General features: G+C 37.8%; 20 protein-coding genes and 1 pseudogene. 17 read left to right on the top strand and 4 right to left on the bottom strand.

What is annotated here, in order from left to right:
- Positions 1 to 12: 12 nt before the first annotated feature.
- Together N824_RS08185 and N824_RS08180 are read right to left on the bottom strand one after the other, a co-directional pair.
- A complete protein-coding gene (locus tag N824_RS08185) occupies positions 13 to 1554 on the bottom strand; it encodes a RagB/SusD family nutrient uptake outer membrane protein (protein WP_048904610.1) in 1542 nt (513 codons plus the stop codon).
- Positions 1555 to 1605: 51 nt separating this feature from the next.
- Positions 1606 to 4503, bottom strand: coding sequence for a SusC/RagA family TonB-linked outer membrane protein (locus tag N824_RS08180; RefSeq protein ID WP_152542027.1), 2898 nt, complete (start codon positions 4501 to 4503; stop codon positions 1606 to 1608).
- An 824-nt stretch (positions 4504 to 5327) separates the two neighbouring features.
- Here N824_RS08180 and N824_RS08175 point away from each other — a divergent pair.
- From N824_RS08175 to N824_RS08155, 5 genes and pseudogenes are all read left to right on the top strand, one after another.
- Positions 5328 to 6092: pseudogene (locus N824_RS08175) on the top strand (ROK family protein).
- 4 nt (positions 6093 to 6096) lie between these two features.
- Complete coding sequence (gndA, locus tag N824_RS08170; protein WP_048904608.1) at positions 6097 to 7509, top strand: NADP-dependent phosphogluconate dehydrogenase; 1413 nt, start codon at positions 6097 to 6099, stop codon at positions 7507 to 7509.
- 37 nt (positions 7510 to 7546) lie between these two features.
- Positions 7547 to 9058 carry a glucose-6-phosphate dehydrogenase gene (gene zwf / locus N824_RS08165; RefSeq protein ID WP_048904607.1) on the top strand — a complete coding sequence of 504 codons (1512 nt, stop codon included), beginning with the start codon at positions 7547 to 7549 and terminating at the stop codon, positions 9056 to 9058.
- Positions 9058 to 9783: a 6-phosphogluconolactonase gene (pgl, locus tag N824_RS08160; RefSeq protein WP_048904606.1), complete on the top strand. Its 726-nt coding sequence runs from the start codon at positions 9058 to 9060 to the stop codon at positions 9781 to 9783. Before zwf ends, pgl begins: the two co-directional genes overlap by 1 nt.
- 131 nt (positions 9784 to 9914) lie before the next feature.
- The gene (locus N824_RS08155) at positions 9915 to 11144 is read left to right on the top strand and encodes a metallophosphoesterase family protein (protein WP_048904605.1); all 1230 of its coding nucleotides are present in this window, start codon (positions 9915 to 9917) and stop codon (positions 11142 to 11144) included.
- Positions 11145 to 11161: 17 nt separating this feature from the next.
- Here the strand turns inward: N824_RS08155 and N824_RS08150 are convergent, their stop codons facing one another.
- The gene (locus N824_RS08150; RefSeq protein ID WP_048904604.1) at positions 11162 to 11749 is read right to left on the bottom strand and encodes a DUF4833 domain-containing protein; all 588 of its coding nucleotides are present in this window, start codon (positions 11747 to 11749) and stop codon (positions 11162 to 11164) included.
- A 151-nt stretch (positions 11750 to 11900) separates the two neighbouring features.
- Here N824_RS08150 and N824_RS08145 point away from each other — a divergent pair, with 151 nt between their 5' ends.
- The 3 genes from N824_RS08145 (at position 11901) to N824_RS08135 (ending at position 12893) form a co-directional block, all read left to right on the top strand.
- The gene (locus N824_RS08145; RefSeq protein WP_152542025.1) at positions 11901 to 12131 is read left to right on the top strand and encodes a hypothetical protein; all 231 of its coding nucleotides are present in this window, start codon (positions 11901 to 11903) and stop codon (positions 12129 to 12131) included.
- Positions 12132 to 12220: 89 nt separating this feature from the next.
- Positions 12221 to 12535, top strand: a complete 315-nt coding sequence (locus N824_RS08140) for a hypothetical protein (protein WP_048904602.1) — start codon at positions 12221 to 12223, stop codon at positions 12533 to 12535.
- A gap of 37 nt (positions 12536 to 12572) precedes the next feature.
- The gene (locus N824_RS08135) at positions 12573 to 12893 is read left to right on the top strand and encodes a hypothetical protein (RefSeq protein WP_048904601.1); all 321 of its coding nucleotides are present in this window, start codon (positions 12573 to 12575) and stop codon (positions 12891 to 12893) included.
- A 71-nt stretch (positions 12894 to 12964) separates the two neighbouring features.
- Here the strand turns inward: N824_RS08135 and N824_RS27865 are convergent, their stop codons facing one another.
- Positions 12965 to 14275 carry an OmpA family protein gene (locus N824_RS27865; protein ID WP_052334078.1) on the bottom strand — a complete coding sequence of 437 codons (1311 nt, stop codon included), beginning with the start codon at positions 14273 to 14275 and terminating at the stop codon, positions 12965 to 12967.
- A gap of 235 nt (positions 14276 to 14510) precedes the next feature.
- Here N824_RS27865 and N824_RS08125 point away from each other — a divergent pair, with 235 nt between their 5' ends.
- The 9 genes from N824_RS08125 to N824_RS08085 all read left to right on the top strand — a co-directional run bounded on the left by N824_RS08125 (position 14511) and on the right by N824_RS08085 (position 25325).
- A complete protein-coding gene (locus N824_RS08125) occupies positions 14511 to 14990 on the top strand; it encodes a MepB family protein (RefSeq protein ID WP_235207027.1) in 480 nt (159 codons plus the stop codon).
- A gap of 644 nt (positions 14991 to 15634) precedes the next feature.
- Complete coding sequence (locus tag N824_RS08120; protein WP_152542023.1) at positions 15635 to 18913, top strand: Ig-like domain-containing protein; 3279 nt, start codon at positions 15635 to 15637, stop codon at positions 18911 to 18913.
- Between the two features lie 48 nt (positions 18914 to 18961).
- A complete protein-coding gene (locus tag N824_RS08115; protein WP_048904598.1) occupies positions 18962 to 19729 on the top strand; it encodes a hypothetical protein in 768 nt (255 codons plus the stop codon).
- A 35-nt stretch (positions 19730 to 19764) separates the two neighbouring features.
- Positions 19765 to 20712, top strand: coding sequence for a T9SS C-terminal target domain-containing protein (locus N824_RS08110; RefSeq protein ID WP_048904597.1), 948 nt, complete (start codon positions 19765 to 19767; stop codon positions 20710 to 20712).
- Complete coding sequence (locus N824_RS08105) at positions 20709 to 21698, top strand: type IX secretion system membrane protein PorP/SprF (protein WP_084498233.1); 990 nt, start codon at positions 20709 to 20711, stop codon at positions 21696 to 21698. The genes N824_RS08110 and N824_RS08105 overlap by 4 nt, the downstream gene beginning before the upstream one ends.
- A 73-nt stretch (positions 21699 to 21771) precedes the next feature.
- Positions 21772 to 22971 carry an ATP-binding protein gene (locus tag N824_RS08100; protein WP_048904595.1) on the top strand — a complete coding sequence of 400 codons (1200 nt, stop codon included), beginning with the start codon at positions 21772 to 21774 and terminating at the stop codon, positions 22969 to 22971.
- Positions 22972 to 23391: 420 nt separating this feature from the next.
- Positions 23392 to 24204: a sensor histidine kinase gene (locus N824_RS08095; protein WP_161662275.1), complete on the top strand. Its 813-nt coding sequence runs from the start codon at positions 23392 to 23394 to the stop codon at positions 24202 to 24204.
- Positions 24179 to 24940 carry a LytTR family DNA-binding domain-containing protein gene (locus tag N824_RS08090; RefSeq protein ID WP_048904593.1) on the top strand — a complete coding sequence of 254 codons (762 nt, stop codon included), beginning with the start codon at positions 24179 to 24181 and terminating at the stop codon, positions 24938 to 24940. Before N824_RS08095 ends, N824_RS08090 begins: the two co-directional genes overlap by 26 nt.
- A 148-nt stretch (positions 24941 to 25088) precedes the next feature.
- Complete coding sequence (locus tag N824_RS08085; protein WP_048904592.1) at positions 25089 to 25325, top strand: hypothetical protein; 237 nt, start codon at positions 25089 to 25091, stop codon at positions 25323 to 25325.
- Positions 25326 to 25407: the final 82 nt, after the last annotated feature.

Raw genomic sequence — 25407 nt, 5'->3', positions numbered from 1 at the left:
ATTAATGTTTAGTTATTTCCAATAAGAGTTTTGCACCAATTCCGGATTCTGATCGATAAGAGATTGTGCTATAGGCCAATAAATTCCACCTGAATTAATGAGCTGTACAAACTTCGCATCTCGTTGTACAATTTTATGGTACCTCACTAAATCATACCATCTGTAGCCTTCGCCCATGAATTCTTTATTTCGTTCATTGAAAATCGCATCGATAAGATTTCCACTTCGCTCTGGTGAATAAGGGATGTAAGAACTATTTGTCGCGCCAACATTATCTACATTATATCTGAATGTTCTTACAATATTAAGCGCATCAATCGCTCCTTGTCTTTCTCCCAATACAGCAAGGGCCTCAGCTCTTAATAAAGTCACATCCTCTAATCTTGTAAAAAGTATAGCACTCGAAAAGATTCTGAAAGTTGGGTCAGATGATCCATCCTGCATACATTTAATTTTACTAAAGATTGGATACTTACCAAGGAAATTTGTGAAGTAAAGTTGCGAATGCACAATACCAGTACTATCGATGTTAAACCTACCATCATTAGCCTCTTTAAATATGGATAAAATAGAATCTTTTGGCACAAAGATGTCTGGCAAGTTTTTATTTACAATTGGCTCAGCAAGTGTTAAGGATTCGATATTACCTACAAATGTGGCATCCTGATGGCCGAAAATAAATCCAAATGCAAACAGTTGGTTATTGTTTTTATCAAAGAAAAGCCCCCTACGTCCTGCCAGATAATCAGTTGGGCTATAAGCCATGGCTGCTCTAGAATAATTATCAAGCACAATTTTGGTATATACAGTTACATCAGCATATTTCCCTTGCCACGCGGCCACCTGAGCAGCAACTGCGTAAGCACTTAATTTTCTAACTAATGTTCCGTTCCATCTTCCTTCGCTCTCGTTGTAATACTGACCTGGCTGCTGAATATCGTTTACACTATACCTATAAGGCAATACTTCTGCCGCTGCTACCATCTCAGCCTGAACAAATTCCAAAATTGCATTTTTATCCGCCCTTTTAACGTTTTCAAATTTTCCATCGCGAGATGAAGTAATGAAAGGTACATCCCCCCAGATCCTTACCATATAGAAGTATGCAAAAGCACGCAAAAATCTTATTTGCGCTACATCTACAGTCATGTTATTATCGGTATATCTAGGATCTTTTGCCTTTACTTCATTGATACGTTCAAGAAAAATGTTCGCAGCATTAACAATAGCATAGAACCTTCTCCAGTTTGAAAGCTCCTGAACAACAGGATAAGATGCTTTCAGGTCATTTTTTATAATTGCCTTTAGATCCTGACGTAATGGACTATCAAAATTCCCCATACGCACATCTCCATATATCCAATGGCCATTGTTATCTGCTAATGCCGCTCTGGTCAACCCATATACCCCGAGCAATTTAGCTCTGGAATCTTCCATGGTATTCCAGGAATTCTCTTCATTTACCACACGGGTTGAGTTTATATCTAATGCTTTTTTACAGCCACCTGTTACCAGGGCAAAAAAGATAAGACTCAGCAAAACTATTTTTTTCATTTCGTCTATTTTAAATGGTACTTAATATTATTTGTCTATGTGTGATATTAATTAAAAATCCATTTTTACACCTAGCATATACGTTCTGGGAATTTGCATTCCATATCCTGTATCGTAACCTGTATAGCTTACGAGTTCCGGATCTTGTCCTGTATATTTAGTAAGGGTGAAAACATTATACACGCTACCATAAACATAAAACCTTTCAAGTTTTGGCATTTTCTTTTTCATCATTTTGGTTAAGTCATAACCTAAAGACAATGTTCTTAACTTTAAAAATGAACCATCCTCAAGGAATAAATCCTGATTTACCTGATAAGGGGCCGACGAACTCCATGGGTTATACAAAGGATATTTCGAATAATCTCCTCTTTTCTCCCAGTAAGTAATCTCTCTAACAGAATTGATGTTATTTAAACCTTCACGATTCACAAAATCGAAACGATTGGCCATTTCCTGATTTATTAGATCTCTTCCTAAATTGAAATACATATTTACACTAAGCGTCCAATTACCATAACCGAAATCATTATTAAAGCCTCCGGAAACAAGCGGAAGGGCGTGACCAGATAAGGTTCTGTCGCTATTATTGATCATGTTATCCCCATTAAGGTCTTTCCAGATCGGGTCCCCTGCTTTTAAAGTGATGGCATTATAGCTCATTTTTTGGCCATTTGCGCCTACCGGAACTTCGGCATCTGTATTAAAAATACCTTCGTTCTTTAATAACCAATAGCTGTCTACAGATTCGCCAACTTTTAAAAGTCTGTCGCCAATGATCAATTCAGATAAACCACCTGGCAATGCTTTTAATTTATTTTTATTGAAATTTAAATTAAGTGAAGAAGTCCATGAAACCTTATTTGTTGACGGCAAGATATCAACACTAATTGCAGCATCAATACCCGAGTTTGCAATAGACATTCCGTTTCTAACAATAGTGTTATATCCATATTCTGCTGCACCCGGTACACCTAACAATTGATTTTTATCTTCTTTCGAATATACATCAACCGAAGCTCTGATCCTGTTTTTTAGAAATGCAACATCAACTCCAACGTTTAGCTGATCTTGATATGCCCATTCTAAACCGTAAGGAATAGCGCCAGCATTATAAGGTCTTGTTAAAGTACCAAAACCATTATAACCAGGCGCAATTAAGTTGCCTGTAAAACCAATAAACGCAGTATACTGAGGCCCTTGAGCATAATTGTCAAATTGTTCTGCTCTCCCCATACGCCCTACACTTGCGCGTAAATTCAAATCTGAAACAAAATCATTTGTTTCCAGAAAGTCCTTTTTCATGTTCCAACTTCCTGAGAAGATTGGCGAATAGAACCAACGATTAGTTGGCTGCTGATTAGATGATCCATCAGCACGTAACATTGCAGAAAAAGTGTAAATATCTTTATAGTTGTAACTTGCTCTTCCAGTAAATGAAATCTGGTTGTTTCTGGTCTTATCCAAAAATTTCCAAACAAGTTCTCTTTTAAATACAAAAGGTTCCAAATAATCACTTCTGTTTGGGTCACTTTGTAATAAATTCAGTTTTATAAAATCATTTGATCCTTTATAAGCATAAGCATAGTTATACTTATAAGTATCATACTGAAATGAAGAACCCACAACGAAGTTAAATGAATGAACATCATTTATTTTAAGATCATACGTTGCTGTATTATCGAAAAATATCCTTCTACTATATCCGTAATAATTTGAGGCATAGTTTGTCGTTTGTAATAAAGTTCTAGGGAAGAATATGTCTCTGTAGCCCTCGTTATGATCCAATCCAAAAGTAGAATTGAATTTAAATTTACCAAGGTCTATACCTAGTCTAACTAATCCTTCAACAATATTAGACCTGTTGTCGTCAAATCCTTTATCAAATTCAGCCAGATATTCACTATATTTAGTGTTATTTGGCGCAATTGGCGAACTTAAATCTGGTATGTAGTTTACTTGAGATAACCTATCTCTAACATTTTTATTTCGCTGACGGTCAACACGATTCGCATTAATAATTGCAGTAAATGCCATCCAATCGGTTGGCCTCATGTTAATCTGAAAACGAGTATTATAGCGGTCAGCACCAGTATTATCTCCTACTCCACCACTAGTAGTAGTACCCACACCAAAACGGAAGTTAGCTCTCTCACTACCCCCCGAAATTCCGGCGTTTACAGAATAAGCAAGCGCGTTACCATAATAGCTGTCGTTCCAGTTAGATGGCCCATAAAAGTCATTATTCAGTGAGTCACTTAAATAAAGTGGGTAAGAATCAACACCCGAATAACTACCATTAGCGGTATACTTATCGTAGAATTGTCTTCTAAAGTCATTCTCGAACTTACCATTTATCGTAGTTACCGCACTAGGCTGTGCTAAACCTATATACGATTCGAAGTTTATTTTTCTAACCGTCGAGTTCTTTTTGCTCGTAAGCAAAATTACTCCATTAACTCCTTTTGGTCCGTAAACAGATGTAGCACCAAGGTCCTTCAATATCTGCACAGATTCTATATTATCCATGTTGATATTGGAAAGGCTATTTGTAGCTGGACCTATTCTGTCAAATTTAAATTGTTGGATGTCGTAAGCAAAAGGATGCTCACCAACTAACGGTATTCCATCGAGAACAACTAGCGGTTGCGTAGCAAATTGTTCACGAGGTGATACAAGCGGTTGTGATGTTCCGCGGATAAACATGTTCTGAACGGTACCTGGCTCACCAGATGATTCCTGAACATAAAGGCCAGCAGCCTCACCTTTTAAATACTGCTGTAATGTAATCGCAGGAAAAATAGCGAGCTTTTTAGGATCGACATCATTTCCTTTAGATTCTAAAGCCGAAAAAACGGTCCTCTTGGACTTAGGCTGGAAGCGTGTAGTGTCTACTTTAAGTTTGGCAGAATCCTCTTCAGCAGAATCAGTCTGTTGTTGGAAGCTCATCTTAAAAGAAGAAATATCCGACACACAGGCAGACCTAGCGGCATTGCCAAAAGAACATGTTGATGAACACAACAAACCCAGGAAAGTTATATTTGCAATAAAGCGCATAACAGATAATTAAGTATTAACTGATTGAAAACCTTTTTTAATTTGATTTTATAGAAACTAATAGATTAAATTTTAGATACACGTATGCCAGATCGCCTGCCAATCGAGCAGATTGAACAGCAACAAGTAAAAAAATTTAAAATATTTTTAAAACGATTTAGCTAGGGATCTCCGCAACCAACAGATTGCACAGCCTAGCTTCAGCATTTAAAATTGGCATGTTATGCCCAGGAAAAAAATTGTGATTATGCCGTGAGAACTCACTACATAGCTTTTTAGTAAAAGTTTGATTCATAGTTTGGCTTATTAGGTTAGTATTTGGTTTCCCGACAATGACTTATGGTGCTAAATCGATTATCTATAACAATAATACGAAAGAAAATTTAAATTCCAAATCTTTTCCATCATTTTTTTTACACAAAATAACATAAGTGCATTCGATTGCCAAATAAGCCCTATTTAGCCTATAAACCCATACTACAACGTTATCGTAGCAAACGTTTGCGCAAACTCATATAACCATCATCCTCAGGCAAATGAAACCACTAATTTTATACGTATATATATATAGGAGTATSNAAKAKYKTYSYRTCTAAGCTACAATTATCACGTTGTAGTAATTATTAAAATATAAATACATAAACATGTCCTTTTTAATGAATGAAAATTTGTTATTTTGAATTATATTAAAAACAGGCCCCTTACACAAAACAGATATGCCAGTTAAGCAAAAAAAAGAAAGCGGAAACAACATTTTATCAATAGATATAGGCGGCACCAGCATTAAAGCCTGTATATTAAGTTCAAAAGGAGATCTGCTCTCTGAATTCAAAAAACTTCCTACCCCAAAAAACTCAACACCGGAAGAAGTTATTAAAACCATTAAAGAATTGGTATCATCGCTCGAAGACACCTTCGACAGGATATCAATCGGCTTTCCCGGATATGTTAAATGCGGTAAAGTAGAAACAGCTCCAAACCTGGCTAAAAACAAATGGACAAATGTTAATCTTGCTCAACAGGTAAGTAATCTATTTAACAGACCTGTAAGGCTTATTAATGATGCCGACCAACAAGCACTTGGAATTGTAAGTGGCATAGGCTTCGAAATCGTATTTACAGTAGGTACCGGTTTTGGTACTGCACTGATATTTGATGGCGAACTACTCCCCCATTTTGAGCTTGCTCATTTACCGGTAACAAAAACAAAGGACTATGATGATTACATAGGAACCAAGGNTNYTGNYWAAATAGGAAAAAAAGATTGGAACGAACGTTTAGAACGGATCATTCAGATCTATAAAACAGTATTCAATTACGATACATTATATATAGGTGGTGGAAATTCCAAGCACATTACTTTTGAGCTTGATCATAACATTCATCTGGTAACTAACAAAGACGGTATCAAAGGCGGTGCTAAACTTTGGGAAGTTGCCGAAAAATATCACGTTTACACAACTCGTCCTAACGACAAATAAAATAATGAAGAATAAATATACTTTAGGAATGATCGGCCTCGGAACCATGGGCCGAAATTTATTGCTTAATATGGCCGACAATGGCTTTCAGGTTACAGGTTATGATAAGGACGCCCGCATGCTTAAAAAGCTTGAAGAAGATGGTAAGGCCCATAACTTAAAAGGATTTGAATCATTAGAGGATTTTATACAAAGCCTTGAACTTCCAAGAAGGATTATGCTTTTAGTACCTGCTGGTAAAATTGTTGACAGCGTAATTCAGGAACTTGTCCCTTTGCTTGATAAAGGTGATATGATCATCGACAGCGGAAACTCTCACTTTACCGACACCAGCAGACGAGCAATAGAGCTTTCAGACCAGGGCATCCACTTCTTTGGAATGGGTATATCTGGCGGCGAAGAGGGTGCCCGTTTCGGACCAAGTATGATGCCAGGCGGAGATAAAGCTGCTTACAACGCAGTAAAACCTATTCTCGAGGCTGTTTCTGCAAAAGTTAACGGCGATCCTTGCGTAGCATACATCGGCCCAGGTGCTTCCGGCCACTTTGTGAAAATGGTTCACAATGGTATCGAATATTCAATGATGCAGATTCTTGCGGAAACTTACGATCTTTTAAAGAACGTACTTGGCTATAACAATGAGCAGATATACAACACATTTGAAAAATGGAACAATGGCAGGTTAAAATCTTTCCTATTGGAAGTAACCCGCGACATTTTTAAAGTTAAAGATAAAAAAACCGGAGGCTACCTGATTGATGTCATCAAAGATCAGGCAAAATCTAAAGGCACAGGAAAATGGACTTCACAAGTTTCTATGGATTTGCAGTTACCTATTCCAACTATAAACGAATCAGTAAGTGCACGCGATCTGTCAAAATTCAAAGAACTCCGTGTTGCACTATCACAAGCATTACCACATCAGCAAATTAAAGTTGAAGATGCAGCTGCATTCGAAGTACAATTGGAGCAAGCGCTTTACTTTGCTATGATTACCTCTTACGCTCAGGGACTTCATTTGCTGGAGCAAGCTTCTGCAGAATTCAAATATGAGCTAAACCTGAAAGAAATTTCTCAAATCTGGCGTGGTGGATGTATTATCCGCGCGGTATTACTTGAAGACATTTATCAGGCTTACAAAAAACAACCGGAATTGCCGCATCTATATTCAGATGAGAGCATCCAAAATCAGTTAAAAGAAATTATCCCGGGCACAAGAAATGTTGTGATAACAGCATTGAAAAACGGCATTGCAATTCCTTGCTTCGCCTCAGCCCTCACTTATTACGATTCCCTTAGAACTGATAAATCACCATTAAATCTAACCCAGGCACAGAGAGATTTCTTTGGCGCACACACTTTTGAGCGCATCGATGAAGAAGGTATTTTCCATGCCGATTGGAACGAGAACAATTAATTAAATCACAACCTACACTGCATATAATAACATTCTAATGAAAACTAGCCTCAACGTTAACCCAACCATAGTAGTAATTTTTGGCGGTACCGGTGACTTAAATTTACGCAAACTTGCGCCCGCTCTTTACAACTTATACACAGACGGCTACATGCCTGAAAAGTATGCCATCATTGGAACTGCCCGCAGGCCGCTTACTGACGAAAAATTCAGAGAAAACCTAATGGATGGAGTAAACAAATTCTCAAGATCAGGAAAAGTAAAGCAGGAAAAGTGGAACAAATTTGCAGAAAATGTTATTTATAATTCTGTTGATGTAGAGACTCCTGAAAGCTTTGGTTTGCTTAAAAAGAGCATAGAGAAACTTCAAAAAGAATTTGGTCCTAAAACACAGGTTATCTACTACCTTGCCGTAGCACCAAATTTGTTTCCACTTATAGCTAAGTGCTTGTCAGATTATGCATTAGCAGGAACCGAAGACAACTGCCGCATTGTAATCGAAAAGCCTTTTGGAAGAGATCTTGAAACAGCTAAAGAACTAAATTGTATTCTTACCGGCATATTTACTGAGAAACAGATTTATCGTATAGATCATTACCTGGGTAAAGAAACCGTGCAGAACATAATGGCTTTCCGTTTTGCGAACTCATTTCTGGAGCCACTTTGGAATCGTACTTATATAGATCACATTCAAATTTCTGTAACAGAGCAACTTGGAGTGGGCGATAGAGGAGGTTATTACGAAGGTGCCGGTGCATTAAGAGACATGATTCAGAATCACCTGCTTCAACTACTTTGCTTAATTGGCATGGAAACACCAGTAAACTTTGATGCAGATGAGATCAGAAACAAAAAGGTTGATGTATTAAAAGCAATGCGTCCGTTTAGTCCTGAAGACATTCGTTTCAGCACAGTTAGAGGTCAGTACACTAAAGGATGGGTAGAAGGAAAAGAAGTACCTGGATACAGACATGAGACCGGCGTAGATGCCAATTCGAATACTGAAACCTTTGCTGCAATTAAGTTTTTTGTAGACAATTGGAGATGGCAGGGAATTCCTTTTTACGTACGTACCGGAAAACGTTTGTTCCAAACATCTTCGTTAATTACCATTCAGTTTAAAGATGTACCGCACCATATCTTCCCTTCTGGAGTAACTGAGCACTGGCAACAGAACAGATTGATCATCAGTATTCAACCTGAAATGAGTATCCGTTTGCAGGTACAAGGTAAAAGACCAGGATTAGACATGGTATTGAACCCTGTTGACATGGTATTTGACTACAAAGGAACCTATAGCTCAGAAACTCCTGAGGCTTATGAAACCCTTTTATTAGACGTTATGACAGGCGATCAGACCCAGTTTATGCGTGCCGATCAGGTAGAAGCTGCATGGGAATTACTAATGCCGGTTGTTAATGCCTGGGAAAGCAAGAAATCTTTAAGCTTCCCTAATTACACTGCAGACTCATGGGGACCAGAAGACGCCGAAGCGCTGATTGCCAGAGACGGTTTCCACTGGTTTGCATTACCACTAAATAAAGAATAATGAATTTATTAATTTATAAAACTCAAAGCGAATTATTTGAGGATCTGATAGACTATATAGTAACTATTGCCAATCAGTCAATCGCAGAAAACGATTGCTTTAATTTTGTATTAACCGGTGGAAACTCACCTAAAGCATTATACGAATTACTAGCTACCACATACCGCGATAAAATCGACTGGTCTAAAGTATATTTCTTCTTTGGAGACGAGCGTAATGTATTGCCTAGTCACGAAAGTTATAACGGCTTAATGGCTAAAAGAGCAATACTAGATCCTTTAAATATTGCCGGAGATCATATATTTTATGTAGATACTACCCTTGCTCCTGAAAAGGCGGCAATTGAGTATAACAAAGCGATATCTGCACATTTTAATGGTGCTGACATCATTTTTGACCTGATCCTTCTAGGAATGGGCGATGATGCACATACTGCTTCGTTATTCCCTGGAACATCAATCCTTGATAACAAGGAAGTAGAAGTAGATTCAGTATTTGTAGAAAAACTTTCTACCTACAGAATCAGCTTTACTGCACCGTTAATTAACAAAGCCAAGAACATTGCTTTCCTTGTTTTTGGCGAGACTAAAGCACAGGCGGTAAAACACGTTATCGAAGCTCCAAAAAAGAATACAAAATTGTATCCCTCACAATTAATCAACCCTGTTGATGGTAGTGTAACCTGGTTTCTTGACGATGCAGCAGCAAGCCTGTTAGATAGTTAATAAGATCCTAAACAAAAAAGGTGTATCATGATTATGATACACCTTTTTGCTGTAAAAAATATAAGTATGTTACAAAACAGAAATATTCCAATTTAGTATCTTGCCATCAAAACATCACCACCCTATTTGTTATGGAAAAAGAAATCAATGCATTACCCCGCCGTCAGTTTCTGGGCAATGTATCAAAGGCAGGAATACTAGGATCATTAGCGGCCTTTTTACCAGGAAGCAGTTCTGCCGAAGTACTTAAATCCTTTACCGCCATCCCGGAAGACGGGCATGTCTTTTTAACAAAGCCCTATCTCCAATTGCCTTCGGCAGATGGTATGACCATAAGGTGGGTTACCAACAAACTCTGTTACAGCTGGGTTGAATACGGCGAAGGGAATAATCTAAACCTAAAAGCCCACAACGTAACCGACGGTCTGGTTGATGCCCACAACAGAATAAACTTTGTTAAATTAAAATACCTTAAACCAGATACAAAATACAGCTACCGTGTATTGTCTAAAGAAATCACAGACTTTCAGCCCTATTCTTTAAAATATGGAGAAACCATTTCTAGTGAAACCTACTCCTTTAGCACACCAAAAGCAAATCCTGAGACAGTTTCATGGCTTATACTAAATGATATACACGATCGCCCGGCATCAATTCCACATCTGCTAAAATTAAACAACGAAGATCACGATTACGTATTTTTCAACGGTGATATTTTTGACTTCCAGAAAGACGAACAACAGATCATAGACCACATGCTTAATCCATCTACAGATGCATTTGCAAGTACAAAGCCATTTATGTTCGTCCGCGGTAATCACGAAACCAGAGGAAAATTCTCTCGTGAACTAAAAGACTATTTTTCTACTAAAGACGACAAAGGGTATTTCGCTTACCAATGGGGACCGGTTTTCAATATCGTATTAGATACTGGCGAGGATAAGCCCGATGATCATCCGGTTTATGCCGGAATAGTAGATTTTGATGGCTACCGCAAAGAACAGGCGAAATGGCTCGAAGAAATCATGAAATCAAGCGCTTATAAAAAAGCAAAGTTCCGTGTGGTTATGATGCATATTCCGCTGTATCACTCGGGCGACTGGCACGGGCCAATGCATTGCAGAGAACTCTTTGCACCATTGTTTAAAAAGTACAAAGTAGACATTGTAATTTCCGGACATACACATACCTATGGTGTTTGGCCACCATCTGCAGAACACCCCTACCCTGTTATCATAGGCGGCGGACCACAAGAAGGGAAACGTACGCTTATTAAAGTAAAAGCAGACAATAAAACACTTGATTTGGTTATGCTTAAGGACGATGGCTCGGAAGCAGGAAAATACAGCTTAAAGAGCTAGACTAGTAGTTTAACTTGCTAAACTTTTATTCGCTCCAAAACCGCAGCATTGTTTTCGGTGTTTACACCTTTTAGCTCCACATATTTAACATTTGGCAGCCAAAATGAACCGCCTTCAATCCTCACAAAAATCCTGTCGAGCTGAATCTTTTTGTTATTAACCGTTACATAAACATGGAATTTCTTGTCGTGCTCAGATTTCAGCAAATACATCGGCAGCTTTTTATGTGAAACAAACCTTAGTTCATAGTGATCTCTCCCAATCTCTTTGGCCTGAATACCATATGCAAATTTCTTTTGAATGTAGCTTAAATCCTTTTTCTCGCCCTCATCTCCATAACGGATCCAATACACAAGAATCGGTTCATTTCTGTCCACCTCTCCATTTTTATCCGCATTTAATTCACAGATGATGGTGTTGGTGTTAGGGTCTCTCTGCAGATAAAAAAGCTGATTGGCAATTCCTTTTGGAGTTGGAAATTTTAAAGGTGAAGGATCACTTTTATCAACTGCCTGAGCAAATGCAGGTATGGGATTCACTATTGCTGTGATTAACAAACTAAAGAGCAACAGTATATTGAGGGTTAGTAATTTAGCGGTTTTCATTGGTAAAGTATTAGGGTTCAAAGATAAAAAGAGAATTCTAAACTCTTGAAATTCAATTGTCAAATTGCCGACATTATCTTTCACAAGTAAATGCCTCAAAAGTTCCTTTTTACCATGAAAATGTGTTTCTTTAACTTTATTGATGAATTTAATGAATCTCAGACCCCTTTTATTCGTAGCCCTTCTAAGCTCAATTTATTTTGTAACGCTGGCGCAAAAAGAAGATAAACCAAATGCACTACAATTATTTCTTCAGGCAAATGCCGACAGCACAATTATTTTTCAGTATGAGCCCTACTCGGTTCAACTATCACCCTATTACATTTTAAGCAAAAAAGCGGACACTATAACAGCCTATACCTATAAAGCCCGCCCAAATTAGATAAGAGAATCCAACTTCCACGTTCTATAGGATTAAAAATTCGGCATAGGAATTATATTGCTGTTAATTTAGTGCCAATTGATGTAAATATGTATTTCCAACCTGTTTATTTTAGCCCTAAAAAACTGCTTAATTTTTGGAAAAACATTGGTAGAGAGACCCCCTGGCAGTTAGCCGACGATTCAGTTGATGGCCATGCATGTGTTGATAGCCTTGGCAATAGAACTGGAAATTATATTTACGATGGCGGAGGGATTTACCTTTATCTGATCACAAAAAACGAGATAAAAAAACTGGACTATTATGCTCCTCATTTTTTTGAGAAAGAGGTTTGTCCGGGCAGAAAAGGCCGAATCTCAATACTAAAGATCGAGCAGCTATTTGATAGACATTTTCACCTATAGTATAATTCTGAACCAGAACTGGTATATTGCAACAATTATGGGTTACGCAAAAGAAAGAGGAAAGCTTGAAAAGCTATCAACAAAAATAGTCGGCATAAGCATTTATGACGAGAAGAATTTAGCAATTCTAATCGATATTCACGAGCAGTACTCGCATACTGTAAGGATACTAAAAAACAAAGAACCGGAAACATTTAGTGATCTATACAACAATGAATTACAGGAAGTAAAAACTGGAAAAAGATCTCTTAGAGAGAGCGATTCAGACGAAACTCGTCAGGCTAATTTCATTGCATACAAAGAATCAATACAGCGCGCTTTAGAGAAAACGATTAAAGCTACAATAGAATCTTTATAACAAGAATAGAAAGCAATAAAAAGACCCGATTGAAAATTCAATCGGGTCTTTTTATTGCATCAAATTGTATTTTACTTTTGTGTTACACGCACATCAATTCGACGATTTTGAGCCCGGCCTTCCGGAGTATCATTGCTCGCTATCGGATGATCCTGACCATAACCTTCGGCAGATAAACGTTTGGCATCTATTCCCAGTTTAATCAACGCCTGCATTGCTGTATTTGCTCGTTCATTAGATATCTTCTGATTTACAGCAGCATCACCTGTATTATCGGTATAACCACCCATTTTCAGCCGTACATTTGGATAGGCCTTTAAAATGGCAGCTATATTTTTTAATTGCTCCTGAGATTCCGCTTTTAGCGTACTTTTTCCAGTCTCAAAATACAGCCTATCAAATGTAAACCAGGTTGTTTTATCAACTGGTTTATTCTTATCCTCAATAAATGAAATCAGGCTATTCTCTACAGAATTCTCAGCAATGCTAAGTTCTGTACCATCTGGTAATTTCTTGCTGATTTTAGCGCCCAGATCCTTAACAAAATCTCCTGCCTCATTTAATTTACCTGCTACGGTTGATACCACTGCATCGGCAGCAGAATCTATTGCCGTACCCGCAGAGTCAACATTAGCCGATAAAGAATCAGTAACATTGGTCAATTCTGTTTTATTACAGCCAGATTTACCCATAATCCACCATGCCCCTAACAAAATAACAAGCAATGGTATTAGCCATTTTAAAAAACTACCGCCCGATTTAGGTCTTTCTATTTCCGCATAGTTTGTTTTTGGCAATTTTACCTCATTTGGGATATCTGGTTTTGGCGCGTTTACCTTCGGTTTATCAACTTTTGGAATATTAATACTTGCCAAACCTAAAGAATCGCTTAAACCAGCTGGTAGTGCTGCAGTGATAGCTGATTTGCTTTCAAAGATCTTACCTAATAAATCGGAGATACTCCACCCTTTACTGGCCATTAACTTAGAAATATAACCTGTTATTAATGGAACGATCATGGCCAGCAAACCTTTAGTTTTTGCACCACTTAAGCCACTTGAAGAGGAAACGGCGTCCGTTACTGCTTTCGTATCGCCACCAAATAAGCCACCCAGCAAAGATTTGCCTTTCTCCAATAAAGAATCCCGATCATCATTTAATAAATCTGCAGGGTCACTGCCGGAACCGGTAACACCGGATAAGATATTGCCTAGAAAGCCTGTATCACCGCTGGCCCCATTTTTTAGGATGCCCGCTAAAATAGCCGGGATACCTGCTGAAAGCCCTGTTTGAACCTGATCTTCGGTTACGCCAGCTTTCTGACTTAAAGAAGAAATCGCATCACTGCCTATTTCATTCTTTATCATTTCAATTAAATTCATGTTTATAGTTTTAAGTTAGTATTCTAAAATAAAAACAAACACCCGCTCCTTTAATCTCAAATGGTACATTTAAAAAACAGAACGTACCTGCATCTTTATTAAACATAAGGCTAAGCTGTATCAATACAAATCTAATAACCTAATAGAAAACGACTTAGGTATTGTTCATAACATCTTGTCTCCTACAACAATTATTCATGATAGAAGTTTAAATTTGTAGAATAATAAATTTATTTTGGAGGAGCACACTACATCAAAAATTTTTCATGAAGACTTTTATGAGGCTGAAAAAGAAGTATACGCCAAATATGGTAGTGAGCTTAGAGAGCTAAGCGCACGAGAAAATGCAGACTATGGAGCACGCAATTTTAAACTACCAGGAAAAACTATTGAATTTAGGGTTTCTAAAATTACCCCTAAAAAAGTAGGTCAATTTGTTGCAATTTGGAGAAGAAATGAGCAAGGCGTAACCCAGCCCTTTGAAGAAACGGACGAAATAGATTTCATGGTAATCGGCTCAAGAACTGTGCATAACTTTGGACTATTTGTCTTTCCAAAATCCATTCTTATCGACCAGGGAATCATTTCAAGCAACAAGGAGGCAGGAAAACGAGGAATTAGAGTGTATCCGCCATGGGACAAACCCACAAATAAACAAGCGCAAAAAACCCAAAGCTGGCAAATAAAGTATTTCATCAGCATCGATCCCAATTAATCGAACAGATTTTCACGTTTAAAACTTACCGTTAAAATTTGATTCAAACAAAATTCTCATTGTCAACGGAGTTAGATTCAGTCACATATAGTATGACTTAATAACACTCAAGCTAAACAGTCAAAATTGCTGTAAAATTGCGGCAATTTTGTCCTATAAAAAATCAAGGCACCCAACACTCAATGAAGCGTACGGTTTTCTAGTCATATTAACTGACACTTAAGAAAAAGATTATCGCTTTTTATTCTCTAAAAATTGTAATAAAGTCCCCCATTGACATTGATACGCAGATTTCGGTTTTTCAACGAAAATTTACTCCCCCTAGTATACTTTAGGAAGAAAATTGCTCGACGGAATATGCAAGTGCATAATACTTTGTTTATGCCTGAATATTGAATAAAATGAACAAAATCAGGACTTCTTCAAAACAAACTGTCTTACAATTATTTAAGAACTAAAAACTCTCATTGACTTCCATTTCTCTCCGTTAAATAGTAACCTAAACGAAACCAAAACTGAATATAATGAACAAAAATCATTGAAAGAACTGTAATAAGTTTGCTATACCATACATCCAGATAACTTTTTTGTCCTAAAAATTATTCACAGGTAGTATAGGTTAAACTAATTTACCGCTCATAACTTTGAAACTTTATCGCTCATATGCTCCACTTTTAGGATTACTGTTAACAGTGATGTTGGTGATTTTGAGGGGAGAAGTTAAGGGGCAAAGAGTTTATGCTACAATCCCAAGAAATAGTACTGTTGGGGTAACGAGTCCCAATAATTCTACGGATCTTAATTTTACAAATTCTACGGATCTTAAGGCCTCAAGTCTTGTTTTCTCAGATCCTCCGGCATGGAATCAAATGATCTTTGCGTCAAACATTCTTCCAAATACACCTATATATGTAAAGTGTTCATATAATGGCTCGCTTCTAGGAGGTGGTTTAACTATAGAAGCATATAAAGGAAGTAATGCTGGTTTTAACGGTAACACGGCAACTTCTTCCACCATATCTACAGTTACAGATGCTAACGCAGACACATACTTAACAATCAGACCAACTGAAACTTATAATGCAGTAAGAGCAACAGTAACCCCTCCTCTAATAGCAGGGACAAATACCGCAAATATTTTTTATGCTTTTTACATCGTTGCCCCAACAATAACTGGAACCACTATTTGTAGTGGAAGCCAAGCCCACCTTTCTGTCTCCTCCCCGGTGGCTGGCTTAACCTATAACTGGTATACCGCTGCAACCGGTGGAGACCTGATAAATACTGGAACTACCTATTCGCCAAATTTAATAGCGAATACAACATACTATGTTGAAGCTGCCGATGCAGGTCAATTCTTTTCAATGAGAACGCCTGTTACAGTTATAGTAAATCCACTCCCAACACTTAGTACAACACAAACTGCAACAACAATTACTACGAGTGGCACAGTAGCCTTTACGGCCACTTCCTCTGCATCCACGATAAAATGGTATGATAACATTGGTTCATTAAAATCTACAGGACCAAATCCAACTTTTGGGCCTTTTTCTACCCCTGGAACTTATACTTACCAAGTTATTGCCGACGATGGCATCTGTAGTAATTCTTCGACTGTTTCATTTTCAGTGTACTCTACCAGCGCTTGCCCACCATTAACTAAAAGAGTATATGGAAATAGTTCAACATGGTCTTCCGTTATTACAGGCTCCGTTTCGGATAATTCTTTTGCCGCAGATGGCGATCCTAAAACAAATTCTACCCTAACAAGTGCAGTAGGTTTACTAGGAATAGGAACTGTTACACAGAACGTATTTTGGAATAATACAGTTGCTGCAGGGACTCCTGCAACAATAAAATTTGGACTTGGTTCTGGTTTGCTTTCACTTGCTTCAAATGTATCGGTAGTAGGTATAAAAAAGAACGGTGTCTTAGATCCTATAGAAATAGGAACGCCTCAGATAGTTAACACTTCATTACTAAAGCTACTACCTGGAGACAACACCTTTGAATTTACCTTAATTCCGTCAGATAATACGGGTCCTAAAGGCTACGATGGAGTTAGAGTAATTTTAGGGTCATTGTTAAGCTTATCCCAAACAGCTAGGGTATTTGATGCTTATTACTCTACATCAACGCCTGCTGTGGATTGTACCAAAGGAGATGTTGAAGATATAGTTTATGGAGTAAAGGATCTCGGAATAGGTGCCTTAACGGTAACTGTGGGAGTAAATAATCCCTGGCAATCAGTAGACGGGGACTTAAACACTTATGCCACGATGTTGAGTGGAGCTGGCGTAGTGGCACAAGCCAGAGAACAAATTATTTTCTCAAGTCCAAGTTTGCCTAGTGATTCGTTAAAAATCATTACCTCAACGGGTTCCTCTTTATTAGGTGTAAACCTCCTTACAGGTTTTTCCATCCAAAGATATTTAGGAAGCGCTCCAGTTGGGCCAGCTCTTGATAATACAAGTACTCTTTTAAGTATAAAACTGTTAGCTGGAAATACTAGAGCCGCGATAGTTTTGGCACCTACCCCGGAGCCTTATGACAGGATCGAGATCCTTTACGGAGGCGTTGCAAACGTATTAACATCCATTAACATTCATGAAGTTCAGCGAATAACTTCCACAAAGCTGAGTGCTGCTCCCGATAATGATAATAAGATTACTGTTTGTAAGGGAGAAAGTATAGCATTACCCACCCCACTAGATAACTGTACAACATTTAAATGGTATGATGCTGCTGTTGGAGGTAATATAATCGCAGGTTCAACGATTAATACAAGCTCATATCCCGCTGGTAATCATACTTTTTATATACAACCCGTAAGATTTGGGTGTGAATTAATAGGTAGAGGCGCAGTGACGGTAACAATTAACATTCAACCTTCACTCGCAACTATACCACCGCAACCTGTATGTAATAACGGTCAGTCATTAGATCTAGTAACACTTAATCCAATAGACAATAATGGCACTGCCGGTGGAACATATATTTGGTCATTAACACAGGGTGGCACAGCGCTAAGTTCCACCACCGTTACCCCTACATTGGGTACCACCACATACTGGGTTAGGTATACCAAAAATGGCTGTTCAACAGATCAAAGTGTTGCAGTAACGGTTAACCCACTTCCTTCAGTTGGAAATATTACAGGAAATTCTAATGTATGCGTATCACAAACCATTCTATTATCAAATGCAACCACAGGAGGCACATGGACAAGTAGTGACCTTACGAAAGCAAGCGTAAGTACCAGTGGAGTAGTAACGGGTGTGGCGACAGGTTCTGCCATTATAACTTATACCGTAACTAACCCTACAACCGGATGTACTAATTACGCTTCAAAAAGTATTACCATTAACGCCGTGCCAAGTCCTGGAACAATCACAGGAAACTCTTCAGTATGCGTTAATCAAACGATTTCTTTGTCAAATTCTGTTAGTGGTGGAACTTGGGCCAGTACCGATAATACAAAGGCGACAATAAATTCAAGTGGTGTCGTAACAGGAATTGCTCAAGGTCAAACTACGATCACCTATACTGTTACTAATGCAGGATGTTCTTCAGCTGCGGCAGTAGTAATAACTGTGAATCCCCTGCCAAACGCAAGCATTTCAGGGACAGCAACAGTCTGTCAGGGAGAGGCAACGCAAAGCATAACATTTACTGGATCAAATGGAACCAGCCCCTACACTTTCACTTACAACATCAATGGAGGAAGTAGTTCGACGATCACTACAGCATCTGGAGACAATGCTATTACAATTCAAGTTTCAACTAGTGTTCAAGGAATTCTTAGTTATAACCTCTTAGGCGTAATGGATGCGAGTTCAACTCAATGCAGTAATGTACAAACAGGTACTGCAACTATTAAAATTAATCCAAAACCGCTTACTCCACATGTAGTAATGCAGTAAGTAAAAACAAGAAAATAACAAAAAATATAAACATTAAAAACAATAATCATGAAAACAGCAATCACAAAACTTGGTGCAATTCTATTCTTATTATTTGCACTACCATTAGGAACTTTTGCAGCAGTAAATTTCCCTCTTTATCTATGTGGCGGAGCTATTGCTAATCTTAAGCCAGATGCAACGGTTACTGCTGCATTAGCAGTGGGAGATCGAGTAATTTGGCAAGAATTTGATGCCGCAGATCAACCGGTTGGCACAGCAACAACCATAACTGTAACTACCGCAGGAACTGTAGACAATTTTACTACACCAGGAGCTTTAAGTTCTGGCGCTCACAGTTATAAGGTATTCGTAATATCTGCCGCACCAAATACCTGTACCGGTGATGTTTCTGATCCATTTTCTTTATATGTCTTACCAACTGCTACTGTAAGCCTCGGGACACCTTCAAATGCTAATTATTGTGAGGCAGGCGGAGCTACCTCATCTTCAGTAGTGACTGCTACTATACCAACTCTGGATGCAGCGATAGGAACCGACATTACTTTTGCTTATAACTGGACAGCAACAAAAGACGGAGCTGCTGTAACTCCGGTTACCGGCGTAGGTGGTATTGGTACTGCTGCAGATAACGTTTTTACCTTAAGTACAACTACTACAGGAACATATAAACTTAAGCTTGCCATTAACTATGCTCCGGCCGCTGGAGTAACATTAAAATCAGGAGATGGTAATGGGTGTGTCGTTACTTCTACTGAATCTAGTGACATCAAAGTTACACCTAAACCTGGAAAACCAACAGTATCATTTTCTTAAAATAGTGTGAATTAATTCTAGGTAATTATCCTTTCATGATTAACAGAAAAATAAGTTTTGTGTCAAGTATGCTGTTGCTCAGTGCAACGGCATGCTTTGCGCAATCTTCTGGTCCGCAAACTGTGAATCTCCCTCAGGGGGCTTCTTTAAAGTTGCGGGCAAATTCTGTTAACGCATCAACCTATCAATGGCTTAAAGACAATCAAATTGTAAGTGGTGCCATTGGTCAGGAATTTACAGTATTTGTTTCTGGAACATACACCGTAATATCCTATAATATAGAAGGCTGTGCTTCTGATATCTCAGAAGCTGTCATCGTTGTAAGTGGCTCCTCTCCTGTTATTCTCAAAGCCGATATGATGGTTACTAAAACATCAGAAAACAGGGCTTTAACACTCAACGACTCATTCGATTATACCATTAACGTAAAAAATAATGGAATCGATAAGGCAACCAACATTAAGGTTACAGATGAACTACCTCCTGAGGTTGAATTTCAACAACTAACCCCTACTGCCGGCAGTAACGCAAGGTATAGCTTTGCAACCAGGACTGTACTTTGGGAAATTGACAGTCTGCAAAATGGTGAATCTGCTGATTTAAGGATAAAAACAAAAGCCCTTAAAGCCGGTGTTATTTACAACACAGCCAAAGTTTCGGCTGATCAGGCTGATCCGAATCTGGCTAACAACGTTTCCACAGCCAGTACTTCGGTAGCAGGTATTATTATTCCTAACGTGTTTACGCCAAACGGAGATAATAAGAACGAAACCTTTGAAATACCAGGCGTACAAGCATTTGAAAATGAAATCACCATCCTAAACAGATGGGGAGGAACTGTATACTTCAAAAAAGGCTACAATAACGAATGGACCGGACGAGGGCTTAATGAAGGTACTTATTTCTATGTACTAAGACTAAAAATAGGCACCAAATGGGAAATCTATAAAGGCTATATCACTTTATTAAGGGGCAAACAATGATGAAAAGAATCATACTTCTGTTTTTAGCATCTATTGGAATTGTGTGTAGCTCAAGTGCACAGCAAGACAGTCAGTTTACACAGTACATTTTCAATACAATCCATATTAATCCTGCTTATACAGGGTATAAAAAAGAGCTGTATATACAGGCTTTTTATCGTGCACAATGGGTAGGCGTAAGAGGTGCACCAACAACAGTTTCAGTAGCTGTAGATGGTGCTATTGACGATGGAAATGTTGGCCTTGGATTCATCGCTTCAAACGATAAAATTGGTGCGCAAAAAAACCTTTCTGCATATGCAAACTATGCCTATAAAATCCAATTGGGTTATGATGAAAATTCCAGACTCTCTTTTGGTTTGGCAGCAGGTGTAATGCAACTTGGCCTTGACGGAGATAAATTAACCAGTATAGATCCCGATGATGAGGTTATCCCTACTGGAATGCAAACCAGATTTTTCCCTGATGCCAGGGCCGGTATTTACTACTCTAATGAAAGATATTTCGCAGGACTTTCGGCAAGTAATCTTATAGCAAGCTGGGCTGCAAAAAACTACAGCAACAACCTTCTTGTTCCTGTTCCGCAACCGCACATATTTTTAACCGCAGGGGCTTTAATACCCATTACTTATGGGTGGGCTTTAAAACCGGTTATTTTATTAAAAGACGATATAAAGGGCCCTACTTCTCTGGATGTTAACGCCTTCCTCCTACTCAATGAAAAGGTATGGATAGGAGGTTTTTATAGAACGACGGTTCCTTTGTACAACAAAAAATTCCTACAAAAAGACCTCACTAAAAAGAATGCGCTGGGCATGATGTTCGAGCTCTTTGCTACAGAAAATCTTAGGGTAGGCTATTCTTACGACTACTCTTTAAACAAGCTCCAGTACTACAATTATGGTAGTCATGAGTTTTCGGTAGGTATTTATCTAGGTCCCAGAAACATGAGAAAAATGAGATCGCTAAGATGTTATGACTTTTAGATCGTATAAAATCGGAATATTGATTTGTATCCAAGTCAATATTTATGTATTTTTGACTTGAAATCAAGTCAAAATGGAATCTTTAATTGCATATCAGGAGAATTTATTAACACATACAGATGGTGAATTCTTTCGTTTTCTTCATAATAAAATACCTTGGGATCAGCGAATGATTGCGATAAAGGGTTTGCGTGGAGCAGGAAAAACCACAATGATCTTACAACACATCAAATATAATACTCCCAATCCCGTTAAAAGTATGTATGTGAGTGCTGACCATCCATGGTTTTATAATCATTCGCTTTTAGACCTGGCAGATAAATGGTATAAGGAAGGTGGAAAAGTATTATATATTGATGAGGTACATAAATATGTAAACTGGTCACGCGAATTAAAGAACATTTATGATGGATATCCGGGCATGAAGGTAGTATTTACAGCCTCATCTGCTTTAGATATTTATAGAGGTGAGTCCGATTTGAGCAGAAGGGTGCTTAGCTACGAACTTTCCGGAATGTCATTTAGAGAGTATCTTGAACTGACATATAAAATAAAGATTCCTCAGGTATCACTTAATGAGCTATTGTTAAACCATGTTGAACTTATCAGGTCTTTTTATAATAAATTAGAAAGTCCTTTGGTGTTATTTAAAGAATACCTGACTAGTGGCTATCTTCCATTTACCAAAACAAATAAAGAAACCGATTACCTGACGCGATTATATCATATTATAGATGCCTCCATTTCACATGATCTGGCATTTATACAAAATTACTCGACTACCCATGCCGTAAAAATTAAGAAACTTTTAGGGGTAATAGCAGAATCGGCACCGTTTGAGCCAAACATTGCTGCCATAGCAAAGAAATTAAATCTTGGCAGAGACACCGTAAATAACTTTTTGCAAAATTTGCAAAGCGCTCACCTGTTAAATCTGATTAACCGGCCCACACAAGGCATAGCGGCATTACAAAAGCCCGATAAAATCTATTTAGAAAATACCAACCTGAGTTTCGCTCTAAACAACAATCCTGAAATTGGAACAATAAGAGAAACTTTTCTGTTTAATCAGTTGAAAAATTCAGGGCATAAAGTTCAGCTGGCAGAAAAAGGAGATTTTTTGATTGATGGAAAGCAAATTATAGAAGTTGGTGGAAAAAACAAATCGTACAAACAAATACAGGGTATTGAAAATGCCTATATAGCCAGTGATGAAATTGAAATCGGTTTTGGAAATAAAATCCCGCTTTGGTTATTCGGATTTCTCTACTAACATCAAATTCAAACTGTTCAGGTATTATTTTGTCCGTTTGGGCAGTAAACATCTTTAATTACATTTATAAACCCTCATTTTTGCAGAAACTCAATTTCATGTGAACTTTGCGGGCTTTGTGATAAAATAAAAGTTCTTCGTTAATCATGAATATATTTGCACTAAATGAAAACGAAACTTCCTCTTAAAAGCTTAATAAAAATAAGCTGCTGTTTTACTACAGCGGTCAGTTTGTTTTTGCTTCTTTCTTCTTTTATTCAAGATGGGGAACTGTACTCCTCTCTCGTAAAATGTTTGTTTTTTCAGCTGCTGCTTACATTAATGTGCTTATCCAACATCCGTCTCTTAGTGGTTTTTGGGGATGAAAAATCGCCTCCCATCAGTAAAAGTAGCAAAAAGTTTTACCTGGCAAGTTTTGTGATGAGCGCGGTAATAATTATATGTATTTACTGGCTTGGCCAATACCTTACTTTTCGCGGTATTATAGAACAACACGAACCATTTAGGGTTAGAGGTAATGTAATTTACCTATACCTCAGTTTACAGGGATTCTTTATCAATGGTATTGTTTTGCTACTCCAAAACTTCATTATTGTACAAGATTCTAATAACCAGGTACAGTTGGAGAACTCACGTTTAATTGCGGCAAGGTCTCAGGCGGCTAATGAATTATTACTTCAGCAAATACATCCGCATTTTCTGTTTAATGCACTCAACATATTAAAATCTCTAATTAAAAGAAGTCCCGATAAAGCTGAGGATTATTTACTCCGCCTATCTGACTTCTTACGTGTCTCCATATCAGGCAATAAAAGCGGAATAGCATCACTGAATGATGAGCTGAAATTATGTGCAGATTACCTGGAGATGCAAAAAGTAAGATTTGGTGAAGCATTGAGTTTTAATTTAGACATACAAGAGAAAGAAAGCTCAGGATTAGTACTTCCGGTTTTTTCACTTCAACCGCTTCTGGAGAATGTGATTAAGCACAATGAACTAACGGATGCTGCTCCGCTGAACATAAATATCAAACAAAATGGCAACTGGATCAGTGTAACTAATAACATCCAGCTTAAGTCGAACCTGGAGCATTCTACCGGTAGTGGTTTGGCCAATCTTGCAGAAAGATACAATCTGTTATCTGGCGATGAGATTGACATCAGAGATGATGGACTTACCTTTTCTGTTAGCTTAAAAATATTAAAACATGAAGATTGTAATTATAGAAGATGAACAAATAACAGCTGAGGATCTTGCTGATCTGATCATCAGATTACAACCTAATGCTCAAATTGTTGCAAGCCTAAGATCGGTAAAAGAATCACTGCATTATTTTAGAACGCACGGCATGCCTGATCTTATCTTTAGTGATATTCAACTTGGTGATGGATTAAGTTTCGACATATTTAAAGCTGTTGAGGTTACAGCTCCCATTATTTTTTGTACTGCTTATGATGAATATGCATTCAACGCTTTTCGCACAACCGGTATAGATTATATATTGAAACCAATCGTTTCATCAACAGTCGAACAAGCGCTCAAAAAATATCAAACCTTACGCAAGGAATTTAACACTTCAGCGGTTTCTTATGATTCTATTCTAGATCTGTTTGCGAACAAACCTTTGCAAAAAACATTTTCTATTTTAGTTACCCATAAAGACAAGATCATTCCTGTAAAAATGGAACACATTGCTCTGTTTTATATTAAACATGAAGAAACCTGCTTGTTTACTTTTGACGACAAAACGTATGCGGTTAGCAAGAAAATGGAAGAGCTGGAACGTATTTGTGGCGACGATTTTTTTAGGGTAAACCGACAGTGCCTGTTAAACAGAACGGCGGTTAAAGATGCGGCTCATTTTTTTTCCCGCAAGCTGGTTATAAACCTCTTAGTTCCATTTAAGGAAACCATCACCATAAGCAAGGAAAAGACGCCTCAATTTTTAGACTGGCTTGCCAGAAAATAAATATACGCTTACAATTCAGCTTCAATTTTGTCCGTTTCGGTGTAAATTCTCTTTTCTTAAATTCACAAATCTACCATCTTTATATGTGTTAGGTTGAGGCAATAAGGATTGCAACCCGATAATTGTTAGACACAATCAATGAAGAGTGATGAACATAATTATTTTTAAAACCTCGGTACGGGACAAAAATGATCTTAGTACCATTAGACGTAAGATGGACAATCTGCTTGGCACAAAAAACTGGACTTTTGCACTAGAGGATGAAGATAAAATCCTTAGGGTAGTTAGCGCCAGTTCCTATGTACCTGCCATCAGAAAAATTTTAATGAGATATGGTTTTATTTGCGAAGAATTGCCCTATTCTTTAGATGAGTTTAAAGTTTAGGTTAATAAAAAAATATAATCGACTCAAATATGGCAAATTTATGAGCCGATTATTTTTGCTAATCGGCTCATAAATTAACTAT

The organism is Pedobacter sp. V48 (assembly GCF_000523515.1).
GTDB lineage: Bacteria > Bacteroidota > Bacteroidia > Sphingobacteriales > Sphingobacteriaceae > Pedobacter.
Note: the sequence above shows the minus strand (reverse complement) of the source record. Positions and strands in the feature narration are given on the sequence as shown.